We start from the raw sequence: 12,392 nt of genomic DNA, 5'->3' as shown, positions 1-12,392 counted from the left end.
CAGGAGAAGTCAGAGCTCGGGGCCTTCCCCGGGCTCTTCCTGGTAGGAGTAGCGCTGCTCCTTCCAGGGGTCGCCGATGTTGTGGTAGCCGCGCTCCTCCCAGAAGCCGCGGCGGTCGGTGCTCATGTACTCGACGCCCCGCACCCACTTGGGGCCCTTCCAGGCGTACAGGTGGGGCACGATCAGGCGCACCGGGAAGCCGTGCTCGGCGGTGAGGAGTTCGCCGTCCTTGTGGGTGGCGAAGATCGTGCGCTCGGAGGAGAAGTCCGACAGGCGCAGATTCGAGCTGAATCCGTACTCGGCCCACACCATCACATGGGTGACTTCGGGCGCCGGCGGCGCCAGCTCCAGGATCGTCCGGGCCGGGATGCCGCCCCACTCCGCGCCGACCATGCTGAACTTCGTCACGCAGTGCAGATCGGCGACGACGGTGGTGTACGGCAGGGCGGTGAACTCCTCGTGGTTCCACGTGTGCTTGTCACCGTCGGCGGTGGCACCGAAGACCCGGAACTCCCAGCGCTCGGGCCGGAACTTCGGCACGGGCCCGTAGTGCGTGACCGGCCAGCCGCGCTGGTACCGCTGCCCCGGCGGAAGCTCGGGCCCTGCCGTTGCTCCAGACTCGCGCTCCACCGGATGACCCATGTCTCCATCCTGACAGACCTCGGGCAGTGCCCTTGACCACCCGTTCACCAATCGGACAATGCAGACAAGTCAGCATGTACTTACTAAGTGCACACTTACTGGACGATCTTGACCTCCGGTGCAATCATGCCGCCGCATACTCCCCCATCCCCACGTGTGGAAGGAGCCGCTGCGATGCAGGGCGACCCTGAGGTCATCGAGTTCCTCAACGAGCAGCTCACCGGCGAGCTGACCGCGATCAACCAGTACTTCCTGCACTCGAAGATGCAGGAGAACTTCGGCTGGCCCAAGCTCGCGAAGTACACGCGGCACGAGTCCTTCGACGAGATGAAGCACGCGGAGGTGCTCACCGACCGGATCCTGTTCCTCGATGGGCTGCCCAACTACCAGCGGCTGTTCCATGTGCGGGTCGGGCAGACCGTGAAGGAGATGTTCGAGGCCGACCGGCAGATCGAGGTGGAGGCGATCGACCGGCTCAAGCGGGGCATCAAGGTGATGCGCGAGAAGGGCGACATCACGTCCGCGAACATCTTCGAGGACATCCTCGCCGACGAGGAGCACCACATCGACTACCTCGACACCCAGCTGGACCTGGTGGAGAAGCTCGGCGAGGCGCTCTACATCGCGCAGCTGGTCGAACAGCCGGAGAGCTAGGGAGCGGCAGAGCCGGGGAGCGGCAGAGCTAGGCGGCCTCGTCCAGAGCGGCGGGGGCGGACAGCTCCGCCAGCACCGGCTTGCCCTGGTCGGCCAGCTCACGGCGCGGGCACGCGCCACGGCCCAGGAGGGCCTGGATCCGGCGTACGCACGAACCGCAGTCCGTGCCCGCCTTGCAGGCGGACGCTATCTGGCGGGGGGTGCAGGCACCGTCCTCCGCGTGCTGCTTGACCTGCGCCTCGGTGATGCCGAAGCAGCTGCAGACGTACACGCGGTTCACCTCCCGACGGGATCGCTCTATGTGGTGCCGTCCCCTTGATCGGTGAGGCTAACCTAACCTTACCCGCCGAGCAGAAGCCGCAAAAGAGCAGAGGGGCGCGGATCGGATGTGATCCGCGCCCCAACCGCCGATGCGACCAGCTGCGACTACTGGTCCCGGTACATCTCCGCGACCAGGAAGGCCAGGTCCAGCGACTGGCTGCGGTTCAGGCGGGGGTCGCAGGCCGTCTCGTAGCGCTGGTGCAGGTCGTCGACGAAGATCTCGTCGCCGCCGCCCACGCACTCGGTGACGTCGTCGCCGGTCAGCTCCACGTGGATGCCGCCCGGGTGGGTGCCGAGACCCTTGTGGACCTCGAAGAAGCCCTTGACCTCGTCCAGCACGTCGTCGAAGCGGCGCGTCTTGTGGCCGGAGGCCGCCTCGAAGGTGTTGCCGTGCATCGGGTCGGTCACCCAGGCCACCGTCGCGCCGGACGCCGTGACCTTCTCCACCAGCTCGGGGAGCTTGTCGCGGATCTTGTCGGCGCCCATACGGACGATGAAGGTCAGCCGGCCCGGCTCCCGCTCGGGGTCGAGGCGGTCGATGTACTGCAGCGCCTCCTCGGCCGTCGTGGTCGGGCCGAGCTTGATGCCGATCGGGTTGCTGATCTTCGAGGCGAACTCGATGTGCGCGCCGTCCATCTGCCGGGTGCGCTCACCGATCCACACCATGTGCCCGGAGACGTCGTACAGCTTGCCGGTACGCGAGTCGACCCTGGTCAGGGCGGACTCGTAGGCCAGCAGCAGCGCCTCGTGCGAGGAGAAGAACTCGACGGTCTTGAACTCCTCCGGGTCGGTGCCGCAGGCTCGCATGAAGTTCAGTGCGTTGTCGATCTCGCGGGCGAGCTGCTCGTAGCGCTGGCCCGACGGGGACGACTTCACGAAGTCCTGGTTCCAGGCGTGCACCTGGCGCAGGTCGGCGTAGCCACCGGTGGTGAAGGCACGCACCAGGTTCAGCGTGGACGCCGAGGCGTGGTACATGCGCTTGAGCCGCTCCGGGTCCGGGATGCGGCTGGCCTCGGTGAAGTCGAAGCCGTTGACGGAGTCGCCCCGGTACACCGGGAGGGTGACGCCGTCACGGGTCTCGGTCGGCTTGGAGCGCGGCTTGGAGTACTGGCCGGCGATCCGGCCCACCTTCACGACGGGCACGGAGGCCGCGTAGGTCAGGACGGCGCCCATCTGGAGCAGCGTCTTGAGCTTGTTGCGGATGTGGTCGGCGGACACCGCGTCGAAGGCCTCGGCGCAGTCGCCGCCCTGGAGAAGGAACGCCTCTCCCTTGGCGACGGCCGCCATCCGGGCGCGCAGCTGGTCACACTCGCCCGCGAAGACGAGCGGCGGATACGACTCGAGGTCCGCGATCACTGCGCGCAGAGCCTCGGGGTCGGGGTACTCGGGCTGCTGCGCCGCGGGCAGGTCTCGCCAGGTGTTGCCAGCGCTGAGGCTGGTCTTAGCGTTCACGGTCACGTCCTAAACACTACGGGGTCGGGCCGCATGAGTTTTGTGTGGCTCGATGGGTGAGACGAGATGGTCGTTCTCCGGACGTCCTGGGGTGCGGTAGGGTGCGTGGCATGTTCGCGCTTACTGTCCAGAACTGGTGGTGGACCGCTACTCCGGCGGCCCACTGATTCGCGCGCACACAGACTTCGCGAAGGCCGCCCGAGGGGCGGCCTTCGGCGTTTTTGGGGTCGTTCCTCACCGACATCGACGGAAGAGGAACCATGGACCTGTCCCAGCTCGTGCACGACGACCGCCCCTTCGCCCTGCTCCGCCGCCGCACGCCCGGCCGGGACGAGGACGTGGTGGAGCTGCTGCTCGGCCCGGTGAGCAGCCGCGATCTGCTGGCCGACCTGCCCGATGAATGCCTCGCCCTCGTCCCCTTCCGGCAGATCCGCGAGCGCGGCTTCGACGTCCGCGACGACGGCACCCCGCTGCTGGTGCTGACGCCCGAGGAGTCGTACGAGTTCCCGCTCGCCGAAGCCGTCGAGGCGCTTCCCGGGCACGCGGTGCGGGTCGAGGGCGGCGGCTTCGACGTCGGCGACGAGGAGTACGGCGAGATCGTCGGCCGGGTGCTCGACGAGGAGATCGGCCGGGGCGAGGGCGCGAACTTCGTGATCCGGCGGACGTATGAAGGGAAGATCGAGGGATTCTCGAGGGCCGACGCCCTCGCGCTGTTCCGGCGGCTGCTGGAGGGCGAGCGAGGGGCGTACTGGACGTTCGTCGTCCACACAGGAGAACAAAAGGGGCCCGAAGGGCCTTCCTCGGAAGGGCGGGGGTGGGAGACGGGTGGGCAAACGCTGGTCGGCGCCAGCCCCGAGGTGCACGTCCGCATGTCCGGCGGGACCGTCGTCATGAACCCGATCAGCGGGACCTACCGGTATCCCGCCGAAGGGCCGACGCCGGAGCATCTGCTCGGCTTCCTCGCCGACGGCAAGGAGATCGAGGAGCTGTCGATGGTCGTCGACGAGGAGCTCAAGATGATGTGCACCGTCGGCGACCTGGGCGGGGTCGTCGTCGGGCCCCGGCTGAAGGAGATGGCGCACCTCGCGCACACCGAGTACGAGCTGCGCGGCAAGTCCTCCCTGGATGTGAGGGAGGTGCTGAAGGAGACCATGTTCGCGGCCACGGTCACCGGGTCGCCGGTGCAGAACGCGTGCCGGGTGATCGAGCGGCACGAGGTCGGTGGACGCGGGTACTACGCGGGCGCGCTGGCGCTGCTCGGCCGGGACGCGGGTGGCGGGCGGGAAGGATCCGCGGGCGCCCAGACCCTCGACTCCCCCATCCTGATCCGCACCGCCGACATCTCGGCCGACGGCCGGCTGCGGGTCCCGGTCGGCGCGACGCTGGTGCGCGGCTCGGACCCGGCGGGCGAGGTCGCGGAGACCCACGCGAAGGCGGCGGGCGTGCTGGCGGCTCTCGGGGTACGGCCGTCCCGGCCGCGTGGGGAGCGCCGGCGGCCCCGCCTCGCCGACGACCCGCGGGTGCGGGCCGCCCTGGACGGGCGCCGCTCTGCGCTGGCGCCGTTCTGGCTGCGGATGCAGGAGCGGTCCGAGTCCCTCCAGGGGCACGCCCTGGTGGTCGACGCGGAGGACACCTTCACGGCGATGCTGGCGCACATGCTGCGCTCGGCCGGGCTGGAGGTGACCGTGCGCCGGTACGACGAGCCGGAGCTGCGGGAGAGCGTGCTCGCGCACGAGGGCCCGGTGGTCCTGGGTCCCGGCCCGGGTGACCCCTCGGACCTCGCCGACCCGAAGATGCGGTTCCTGCGGGAGCTGGCCGCCCAGGTGATCCGGGAACACCGGCACGGCGTGCTCGGGGTGTGCCTCGGGCACGAGCTGATCGCGGCGGAGCTGGGTCTCGAGATCGTCCGCAAGCAGGTGCCGTACCAGGGGGCGCAGACGGAGATCGACCTGTTCGGGCGGGCGGAGACCGTCGGCTTCTACAACAGCTTCGTGGCCCGCTGCGACGAGGAGGCGGCACGGGAGCTGGCCGCGCACGGGGTGGAGGTGAGCCGGGCGGAGAACGGGGAGGTGCATGCCGTACGTGGCCCGGGCTTCGCCGGGGTGCAGTTCCACCCGGAGTCGGTGCTGAGCCTGAACGGGGCCGCGGTCGTACGGGAGCTGATCGGCCGGCTGCGCCGCACGACCGTGTAACCGTCCAGGGGCTGCCGTCAGCCGAAGAAGACCCCGACCTCCTCGTACAGCTTCGGGTCCACCGTCTTGAGCTTGGCGGTGGCCTCGGCGAGGGGGACGCGGACGATGTCGGTGCCGCGCAGGGCGACCATCTTCCCGAAGTCGCCCTCGCGGACGCAGTCGATGGCGTGCAGGCCGAAGCGGGTGGCGAGCCAGCGGTCGAAGGCGCTGGGGGTGCCTCCGCGCTGGACATGGCCGAGGACCGTCGTCCGGGCCTCCTTGCCGGTGCGCTTCTCGATCTCCTTGGCCAGCCACTCGCCGACCCCGGACAGCCGGACGTGCCCGAAGGAGTCCAGCGACCCGTCCTTGAGGACCACGTCGCCGTCCTTCGGCATGGCGCCCTCGGCGATGACCACGATCGGCGCGTACGACGCCTTGAAGCGGGAGGTCACCCAGGCGCACACCTGGCCGACGTCGAAGCGGTGCTCGGGGATGAGGATCACGTTGGCGCCGCCGGCCAGGCCCGAGTGGATGGCGATCCAGCCGGCGTGCCGGCCCATCACCTCCACGACCAGGACCCGCATATGGGACTCGGCGGTGGTGTGCAGGCGGTCGATGGCCTCGGTGGCGATGTTGACGGCGGTGTCGAAGCCGAAGGTGTAGTCGGTGGCGGACAGGTCGTTGTCGATGGTCTTCGGCACGCCGACGCAGGGCACGCCGTACTCGCCGGACAGCCGCGCGGCCACCCCGAGGGTGTCCTCGCCGCCGATCGCGATGAGGGCCTCGATCTCCAGCTTGGCCAGGTTCTCCTTGATACGGCGGATGCCGTTCTCCTGCTTGAGGGGGTTGGTCCGCGAGGAGCCGAGGATGGTGCCACCGCGGGGCAGGATGCCGCGCACCGCGGGGATGTCGAGGCGCATGGTGTCGCCTTCGAGGGGGCCGCGCCAGCCGTCCCGGAAGCCGACGAATTCGTATCCGTACTCCTGCACGCCCTTGCGGACGACGCCCCGGATGACGGCGTTGAGCCCGGGGCAGTCGCCGCCTCCGGTCAGTACTCCGACCCGCATGGAAAAGTCCCTTCGCCGCGCTTGCCTGACGGAGGGTCACGGTAATGGTGATCCGCGTCACATGGTGAGAGGCGGGCAGGGCAATTCCGGTGAATTGCGAGGTGGTTGGTTTACTCGTCCTACTCGTCCTACTCGTCGTCGAGCCCGCGCTCGATCGCGTAGCGCACCAGCTCCACCCTGTTGTGCAACTGGAGCTTGCCGAGGGTGTTCTGGACGTGGTTCTGCACCGTGCGGTGGGAGATGACGAGGCGTTCGGCGATCTGCTTGTAACTCAGGCCCTTGGCGACGAGGCGCAGTACCTCCGTCTCCCGGTCGGTCAGCCGGGGTGCGCCGGGCTCGTCGGTGTCCGGGGCGGGCGCGGGTTCGGAGGCCAGGCGCCGGTACTCGCCGAGGACCAGACCGGCCAGGCCCGGGGTGAACACCGGGTCGCCGACGGCGGTACGGCGCACCGCGTCCAGCAGTTCCTCCGTCGAGGCCGACTTCAGCAGGTAGCCGGTCGCGCCGGACTTCACCGCCTCCAGGACGTCGGCGTGCTCGCCGCTCGCGGACAGCACGAGGACGCGCAGCGCGGGATTGTGGCCGACCAGTTCCTTGCACACCTGCACGCCGGGCTTGGCGGGCAGGTTGAGGTCCAGTACGAGGACGTCGGGCCCGGCGGCCTTGGCCCGGCGCACCGCCTGTTCGCCGTCGCCGGCGGTGGCGACCACCTCGAAGCCGGACTCGCTCAGGTCCCGCGCGACCGCGTCGCGCCACATGGGGTGGTCGTCCACCACCATGACCTTGATCGGGCCCTGTTGCTCGCTCATCGCTTCTCCGCCTTCCCCCGCGCCCGTACGGCGCCCTTCGGTACCTTCAACTCGACTTCCGTGCCCTGCCCGGGGACCGAGATCAGCTCGGCGCTGCCGCCCAGGTCGCGCAGCCGCCCCCGGATCGACTGGGCCACGCCGAGCCGGCCCTCGCCCTCGGCCTGGGCGAGCCGGCCCTCGGGGATGCCGGGGCCGTCGTCCCGGACGGTCACGATGACGTCGTCGGGCTCGTCCTCCAGCAGGATCCAGGCCTGGGCGTCCTCCCCGGCGTGCCTGCGCACGTTGTCCAGGGCGGCACCGACCGCCGCGGCCAGCTCCCGGGCCGCGGGGCGCGGCAGCGGCACCGGCGCGCCGGGCTCGGCCAGGCTCACCCGGGCGCCCGCGTAGGGGGCGAGCAGGGAGCGCAGGTCGAGCGGGCCGTCGTCCGGATCGTCGTCGGGCTCCTCGACCGCGCGGACGAGCGCTCCGGCGGAGGCGTCCTCCGACACCCGGGAGACCGGCAGCAGACCGCCGGTGACCAGCGTGCGCAGCGCCACCTCCTGCTCCCCGGCCAGCCGCCCCAGCTCGGCCGCCTCCCCGCCGAGGGCCGTGCCGCGCCGTTTCACCATGGCCAGCACCTGGAGCACGCTGTCGTGGATGTCCCGGGCCAGTCGCTCCCGCTCCCGGGTCGCGGCCTCGATCTCCAGGGCGCGGGCGAGGGTGCGCTCGGAGGCGCGGGCGACCTCCACGACGTAGCCGATGGCGATGGAGGCGATCCAGACCAGCAGGACGGCGTGTATCGTCGCCCGGCTCGGGGTGCCCCGCTGGACGATGTTGGCGACGGCGACCGGTGCCGAGGCCAGCGCCGCCCAGCGCCAGCCGCCCTTGAGGGCGAAGGCGAGGACCACGCCGGCCGTCCATATCGACGGCAGCGTCGGAGTGCCCGCCACAATGCGCGCGTGGGAGGCGGCGACCGGCGTGAGAAGGACGCCGGTGAGCGCGATGGCCAGGTCGGCGGCGAGGAAACGCCGGGTGCAGTGCGCGGCACTCGCGACCTTGGGCAGCGTGGCCAGGGTCCACACGAAGAGGACCGCGTAGTAGCCGACGGCGACCCAGGGGTGCACGAACTTGCCGTACCGGTAGGCGAACAACGCGATCGCGTACAGCATCGTCAGGACTCGGTATCCGGCGAGCGCACGCCACATCGGCTGCTCGACGGACATCCTCATGACGCGCTCGCGCTTGGCCACCGCAACCCCCCGATCCCCCGGACTCCCCCGACGCCTCAGCCTCCCGGGCTCCCCCGGCTAGGCCTCGGCCTTCTTCTCCGCCTCCTTGGCGGCCTTCTCCGCTTCCTTGGCCGCCTTCGCCTCATCGGCCATCTGCCGCTTGGCGGCGGTCGCGTAGATGTCGACGTACTCCTGGCCGGAAAGCTTCATGATCTCGTACATGACCTCGTCGGTCACCGCGCGCAGCACGAACCGGTCGTGCTCCATGCCCTGGTACCGGCTGAAGTCCAGCGGCTTGCCGATCCGGATGCCCGGCCGCATCAGCTTCGGCACGACCTTGCCGGGCGGCTGGATCTTCTCGGTGTCGATCATCGCCACGGGGATGACCGGAGCGCCGGTGGCGAGCGCCACGCGCGCGAGGCCGCCGGGCTTGCCCCGGTACAGGCGGCCGTCGGGCGAGCGGGTGCCCTCGGGGTAGATCCCGAACAGCTCACCGCGTTCCAGCACCTCTATGCCGCTCTTGATCGCCGCCTCGCCGGCGCCGCGCGCCCCGGAGCGGTCCACCGGGAGCTGTCCGACGCCCTTGAAGAAGGCGGCGGTCAGCCGGCCCTTGACGCCGGGGGTGGTGAAGTACTCGGCCTTCGCGATGAAGGTGACCTTGCGGTCGAGGACCGCGGGCAGGAAGAAGGAGTCCGAGAAGGACAGGTGATTGCTCGCCAGAATGGCGGGACCCTCGGCCGGAATGTTCTCCAGTCCCTCCACCCAGGGCCTGAAGGCGACCTTCAGCGGCCCTCCGATGGCGACCTTCATCGTTCCGTACAACACCCGCGTGCCTCCTGTTTCCGTCGATCAGACCTTAACCCGGAGCACTGTCAATGACGCCGACGCCCCTGGTCGGTGTCAGTGCGGTCGCGTACGGTGAAGCACATGCCACTTCTCCCCGGAGCCGAGCCGTACCGCCACGAGGGCGGGGAGGTGGGGGTCCTCCTCTGTCACGGCTTCACCGGCTCACCCCAGTCGCTGCGCCCCTGGGCGGAGCACCACGCGGCCCGCGGCCTGACCGTGTCGCTGCCCCTGCTGCCCGGACACGGCACCCGCTGGGAGGACATGCAGCTCACCGGCTGGCAGGACTGGTACGCGGAGGTGGACCGCGAGCTGCGCCTGCTCACCGAGCGCTGCTCCCGGGTCTTCGTGGCGGGCCTGTCGATGGGCGGGGCCCTCGCCCTCAGGCTGGCCGCCCGGCACGGCGAGCGGGTCGCCGGCGCGATGGTCGTCAACCCGGCGAACAGGGTGCACGGCCTGTCGGCGTACGCCCTTCCGGTGGCCCGGCATCTCGTGCGGACGACGAAGGGCATCGCCAGCGACATCGCCAAGGGCGGCGCGGCGGAGCTGGGCTACGACCGGGTGCCGTTGCACGCGGCGCACTCCCTGCGGGTGTTCCTGCGCAGGCTGGACGGGGAGCTGCCCCAGGTGACCCAGCCCCTGCTGGTGCTGCGCAGCGCCCAGGACCACGTCGTGCCGCCGTCCGACCCGATGCGTGTGCTGAGCCGGGTGTCGTCCACGGACGTGACCGAGATAGTGCTGGAACAGAGCTACCACGTTGCGACGTTGGACTATGACGCGGACCGGATCTTCGAGGAGAGCCTTGCCTTCGTCGGCCGGCTCGTACCCAGTGTCGGCAAGGGCAAGGAAGGGACGGCGGCAGTTGGCTGAGCACGAGTCCGATCGCGAGGACCGCGAGCCGGACGAGCAGGGGGTGCCCTTCGACGAGGACGCCGCGTGGCGGGCCATCGTCGCCGGGTACGGCGAGGAGCCGCCGGATCCGCCGGGCGCCCGGCCGTTCAGGCCGGTGGAGGATCTCGCGCTGCCGGAGATGGTCACGGACGACTCCGCGGAGGAGCAGCCCGCCCGGCCGCTGGGCAGCTCGGTCTCGTTCGCGCCCGGCGTCGGCCCGCGCGACTACACGGCGCCCGAGCCGTCCGACGACGACTTCGACGAGGACGACGAGGGGCACTTCGTACCGCCCGAGCCGCCGCCGCTGCCGACCGCCGACACCACCGCCAGGTTCGCCTGGCTGGGCGTCATCGGCGGGCCGATCCTGCTCCTGCTGGCCGTGCTGTTCGGCTGGGAGATGACCTGGTGGCTTGCGACCCTCGGCATCGGCGGCTTCCTCGGCGGCTTCGTGACGCTGGTGGCGCGGATGCGGACGGACGAGGACGGGGACGACGATCCGGGTCGGGGTGCGGTTGTCTGAGCGCCGCTCATGCCGGTGAGATTCTGAGGGCGGCCAGGACCGGGAGGTGGTCCGTGGCCGCCCTCAGATCTGTCTCCGTGATGCCGGGGTGGCCGATCGGCACCCCGCAGCCCAGGACCTCGATGTCCTTGGTGGCGAAGATCGCGTCGATACGGCCGTGGGGCTCGGTATGCGTCCAGGTGTGCTCGCCGCCCCAGGGAGCCGTGGCCCGGCAGTCCTGGAGTTGTTCGGCGAGGCGGCGGAAGGTACGGCCGTCGGGGGGCTCGTTGAGGTCGCCGCCCGCGATCGCGTGCTCCACGCCCATTGCGGCGAGCCGGTCGAGGAGCATGCCGCCCTGCGCGTACCGCTCGTCCTTCTGGAGGCTGAGATGACAGCTGAGGACGCCGAGGCGGGCGCCGCCGATCCGGATCACCGCCGTGGCGAAGCCGCGCCGGTGGAGTCCGGGGGTGAGCGGGAGGAGGACGTCTTCCGTGCGCTCGACAGTGACGCGGAGGTTGCACAGGAGCGCCGGTCCCGCGGCTGTGGCGCCCCCGGTGAGGATGACCAGGCCCGAGGCCGCTGCCAGCCGCCCCAGTTTCTTGCGCCAGCGGAAGAAGCGGGGGGCTTCCTGGACGAGGACCAGGTCGGGGGCGCAGGCGGTGATGACTCTGGCCAGGGCGTCCGTGTCGTCGCGCATCGAGCGGACGTTGTAGCTCAGGACCCGGATGACGGCTGAACCGTCCGGTTCCGTACGGGAGTTGGGCAGCAGCATGACGGTCAACATACGACGGTGCCCGCCGTTCCGGGACCGGACGCGGCGGGCACCGTCAAAACGGGCTCACTACATGATCGGGTCGGGCTCCCGGGCCAGGTCCGCCGCTCCGACGAGGCCGGCCTTGTTGCCCAGCTCGGCCGCGATCACGTCGGCGACCGGGCGCCAGTTGCCGCCGACCAGCCAGCGCTTGTAGGACTTGCGGATCGGGTCGAGGACCAGTTCGCCCTCGTCGGAGAGGCCGCCGCCGATGATGAATGTGGACGGGTCGAAGAGCGAGGCAAGGTCGGCCAGGCCCGCACCGACCCAGCGGGCCAGCTCGCGGTACGAGTCCACGGCGACCGGGTCGCCCTGGCGGGCGGCGATGGAGATGTGCTTGCCCTCGATGCCGTCGGGGGTGCCGTCGCCGAGGGCGAGCAGGGTCTCGGCCAGGTCGGGGGTGGCGTTGGCGCGCTGCTTGGCGTAGCGGACCAGGGCGCGGCCGGAGGCGTACTGCTCCCAGCAGCCCTGCGAGCCGCAGCCGCACAGCAGGCCGTCCGGGACCATGCGGATGTGGCCGAACTCGGCGGCCACGCCGAAGTGGCCGCGGCGCAGCTTGTTGCCGATGATGATGCCGCCGCCGAGGCCGGTGCCGAGGGTGATGCAGATGACGTTGCGGTGGCCCTTGCCTGCACCGAACTTGTACTCGCCCCACGCAGCGGCGTTGGCGTCGTTCTCGACCACGACCGGGAGGCCCACGCGGGCCTCGACCTTCTCCTTGAGCGGCTCCTGACGCCAGAGGATGTTGGGCGCGAAGTAGACGGTGGAGCGCTGCCGGTTGACGTAACCGGCCGCACCGATGCCCACGCCGACGATCTCGTGCCCGGCGCGCGCGCCCTCGACGGCGGAGGCGATGGCGTCCACGATCGCCTCGGGCGTGCCCGGGGTCGGCACCTTGTGCGTCGAGAGGATGTTGCCTTCCTCGTCGACCACGCCGGCCGCGATCTTGGTACCGCCGATGTCGACGCCGATGGTGAGTCCCATGAATCCCTCAGTTCGGTCGAGCCCCGCTACGGCCAACCGTACC

General features: G+C 70.5%; 14 protein-coding genes. 5 read left to right on the top strand and 9 right to left on the bottom strand.

Annotation, left to right across the window (positions count from 1 at the left end):
- Positions 1–9: 9 nt before the first annotated feature.
- Positions 10–642, bottom strand: a complete 633-nt coding sequence (locus tag ACWD3E_RS05350; RefSeq protein ID WP_451386180.1) for a sulfite oxidase-like oxidoreductase — start codon at positions 640–642, stop codon at positions 10–12.
- Positions 643–816: 174 nt separating this feature from the next.
- Between ACWD3E_RS05350 and bfr the strand changes: the two genes are divergently transcribed.
- The gene (bfr, locus tag ACWD3E_RS05345; RefSeq protein ID WP_451386179.1) at positions 817–1,296 is read left to right on the top strand and encodes a bacterioferritin; all 480 of its coding nucleotides are present in this window, start codon (positions 817–819) and stop codon (positions 1,294–1,296) included.
- A 28-nt stretch (positions 1,297–1,324) separates the two neighbouring features.
- Here bfr and ACWD3E_RS05340 read toward each other — a convergent pair whose 3' ends face one another.
- Entirely contained in the window at positions 1,325–1,576 is a 252-nt protein-coding gene (locus tag ACWD3E_RS05340) for a (2Fe-2S)-binding protein (protein WP_451351639.1), read from the bottom strand.
- A gap of 146 nt (positions 1,577–1,722) precedes the next feature.
- Positions 1,723–3,075 (bottom strand): class II 3-deoxy-7-phosphoheptulonate synthase, encoded by a 1,353-nt coding sequence (locus ACWD3E_RS05335; RefSeq protein WP_451386178.1) that lies wholly within the window; start codon positions 3,073–3,075, stop codon positions 1,723–1,725.
- 104 nt (positions 3,076–3,179) lie between these two features.
- Here ACWD3E_RS05335 and ACWD3E_RS05330 point away from each other — a divergent pair, with 104 nt between their 5' ends.
- A complete protein-coding gene (locus ACWD3E_RS05330; RefSeq protein ID WP_451351741.1) occupies positions 3,180–3,236 on the top strand; it encodes a trp operon leader peptide in 57 nt (18 codons plus the stop codon).
- Positions 3,237–3,329: 93 nt separating this feature from the next.
- Positions 3,330–5,261, top strand: coding sequence for an anthranilate synthase family protein (locus tag ACWD3E_RS05325; RefSeq protein WP_451386177.1), 1,932 nt, complete (start codon positions 3,330–3,332; stop codon positions 5,259–5,261).
- Between the two features lie 17 nt (positions 5,262–5,278).
- On the opposite strand, the gene ACWD3E_RS05320 is transcribed toward ACWD3E_RS05325, so the two are convergent.
- The 4 genes from ACWD3E_RS05320 to ACWD3E_RS05305 all read right to left on the bottom strand — a co-directional run bounded on the left by ACWD3E_RS05320 (position 5,279) and on the right by ACWD3E_RS05305 (position 9,131).
- The gene (locus ACWD3E_RS05320; protein WP_451386176.1) at positions 5,279–6,307 is read right to left on the bottom strand and encodes a 6-phosphofructokinase; all 1,029 of its coding nucleotides are present in this window, start codon (positions 6,305–6,307) and stop codon (positions 5,279–5,281) included.
- A 128-nt stretch (positions 6,308–6,435) separates the two neighbouring features.
- A complete protein-coding gene (locus tag ACWD3E_RS05315) occupies positions 6,436–7,113 on the bottom strand; it encodes a response regulator (RefSeq protein WP_451386175.1) in 678 nt (225 codons plus the stop codon).
- Positions 7,110–8,342: a MacS family sensor histidine kinase gene (macS, locus tag ACWD3E_RS05310; RefSeq protein ID WP_451386174.1), complete on the bottom strand. Its 1,233-nt coding sequence runs from the start codon at positions 8,340–8,342 to the stop codon at positions 7,110–7,112. The genes ACWD3E_RS05315 and macS overlap by 4 nt, the downstream gene beginning before the upstream one ends.
- 57 nt (positions 8,343–8,399) lie before the next feature.
- Positions 8,400–9,131 carry a lysophospholipid acyltransferase family protein gene (locus ACWD3E_RS05305; protein ID WP_451386499.1) on the bottom strand — a complete coding sequence of 244 codons (732 nt, stop codon included), beginning with the start codon at positions 9,129–9,131 and terminating at the stop codon, positions 8,400–8,402.
- Positions 9,132–9,248: 117 nt separating this feature from the next.
- Between ACWD3E_RS05305 and ACWD3E_RS05300 the strand changes: the two genes are divergently transcribed.
- Complete coding sequence (locus ACWD3E_RS05300) at positions 9,249–10,034, top strand: alpha/beta hydrolase (RefSeq protein WP_451386173.1); 786 nt, start codon at positions 9,249–9,251, stop codon at positions 10,032–10,034.
- The gene (locus ACWD3E_RS05295; RefSeq protein ID WP_451386172.1) at positions 10,027–10,575 is read left to right on the top strand and encodes a hypothetical protein; all 549 of its coding nucleotides are present in this window, start codon (positions 10,027–10,029) and stop codon (positions 10,573–10,575) included. The genes ACWD3E_RS05300 and ACWD3E_RS05295 overlap by 8 nt, the downstream gene beginning before the upstream one ends.
- Before the next feature lie 7 nt (positions 10,576–10,582).
- Here ACWD3E_RS05295 and ACWD3E_RS05290 read toward each other — a convergent pair whose 3' ends face one another.
- Both ACWD3E_RS05290 and ACWD3E_RS05285 read right to left on the bottom strand, forming a co-directional pair.
- The gene (locus ACWD3E_RS05290) at positions 10,583–11,338 is read right to left on the bottom strand and encodes an endonuclease/exonuclease/phosphatase family protein (RefSeq protein WP_451386171.1); all 756 of its coding nucleotides are present in this window, start codon (positions 11,336–11,338) and stop codon (positions 10,583–10,585) included.
- A 57-nt stretch (positions 11,339–11,395) separates the two neighbouring features.
- Positions 11,396–12,349 (bottom strand): ROK family glucokinase, encoded by a 954-nt coding sequence (locus tag ACWD3E_RS05285; RefSeq protein ID WP_451386170.1) that lies wholly within the window; start codon positions 12,347–12,349, stop codon positions 11,396–11,398.
- Positions 12,350–12,392 lie beyond the last annotated feature (43 nt).

The organism is Streptomyces sp. NPDC002676 (genome assembly GCF_053592455.1).
This window is presented reverse-complemented; position numbering and strand designations above follow the sequence as displayed.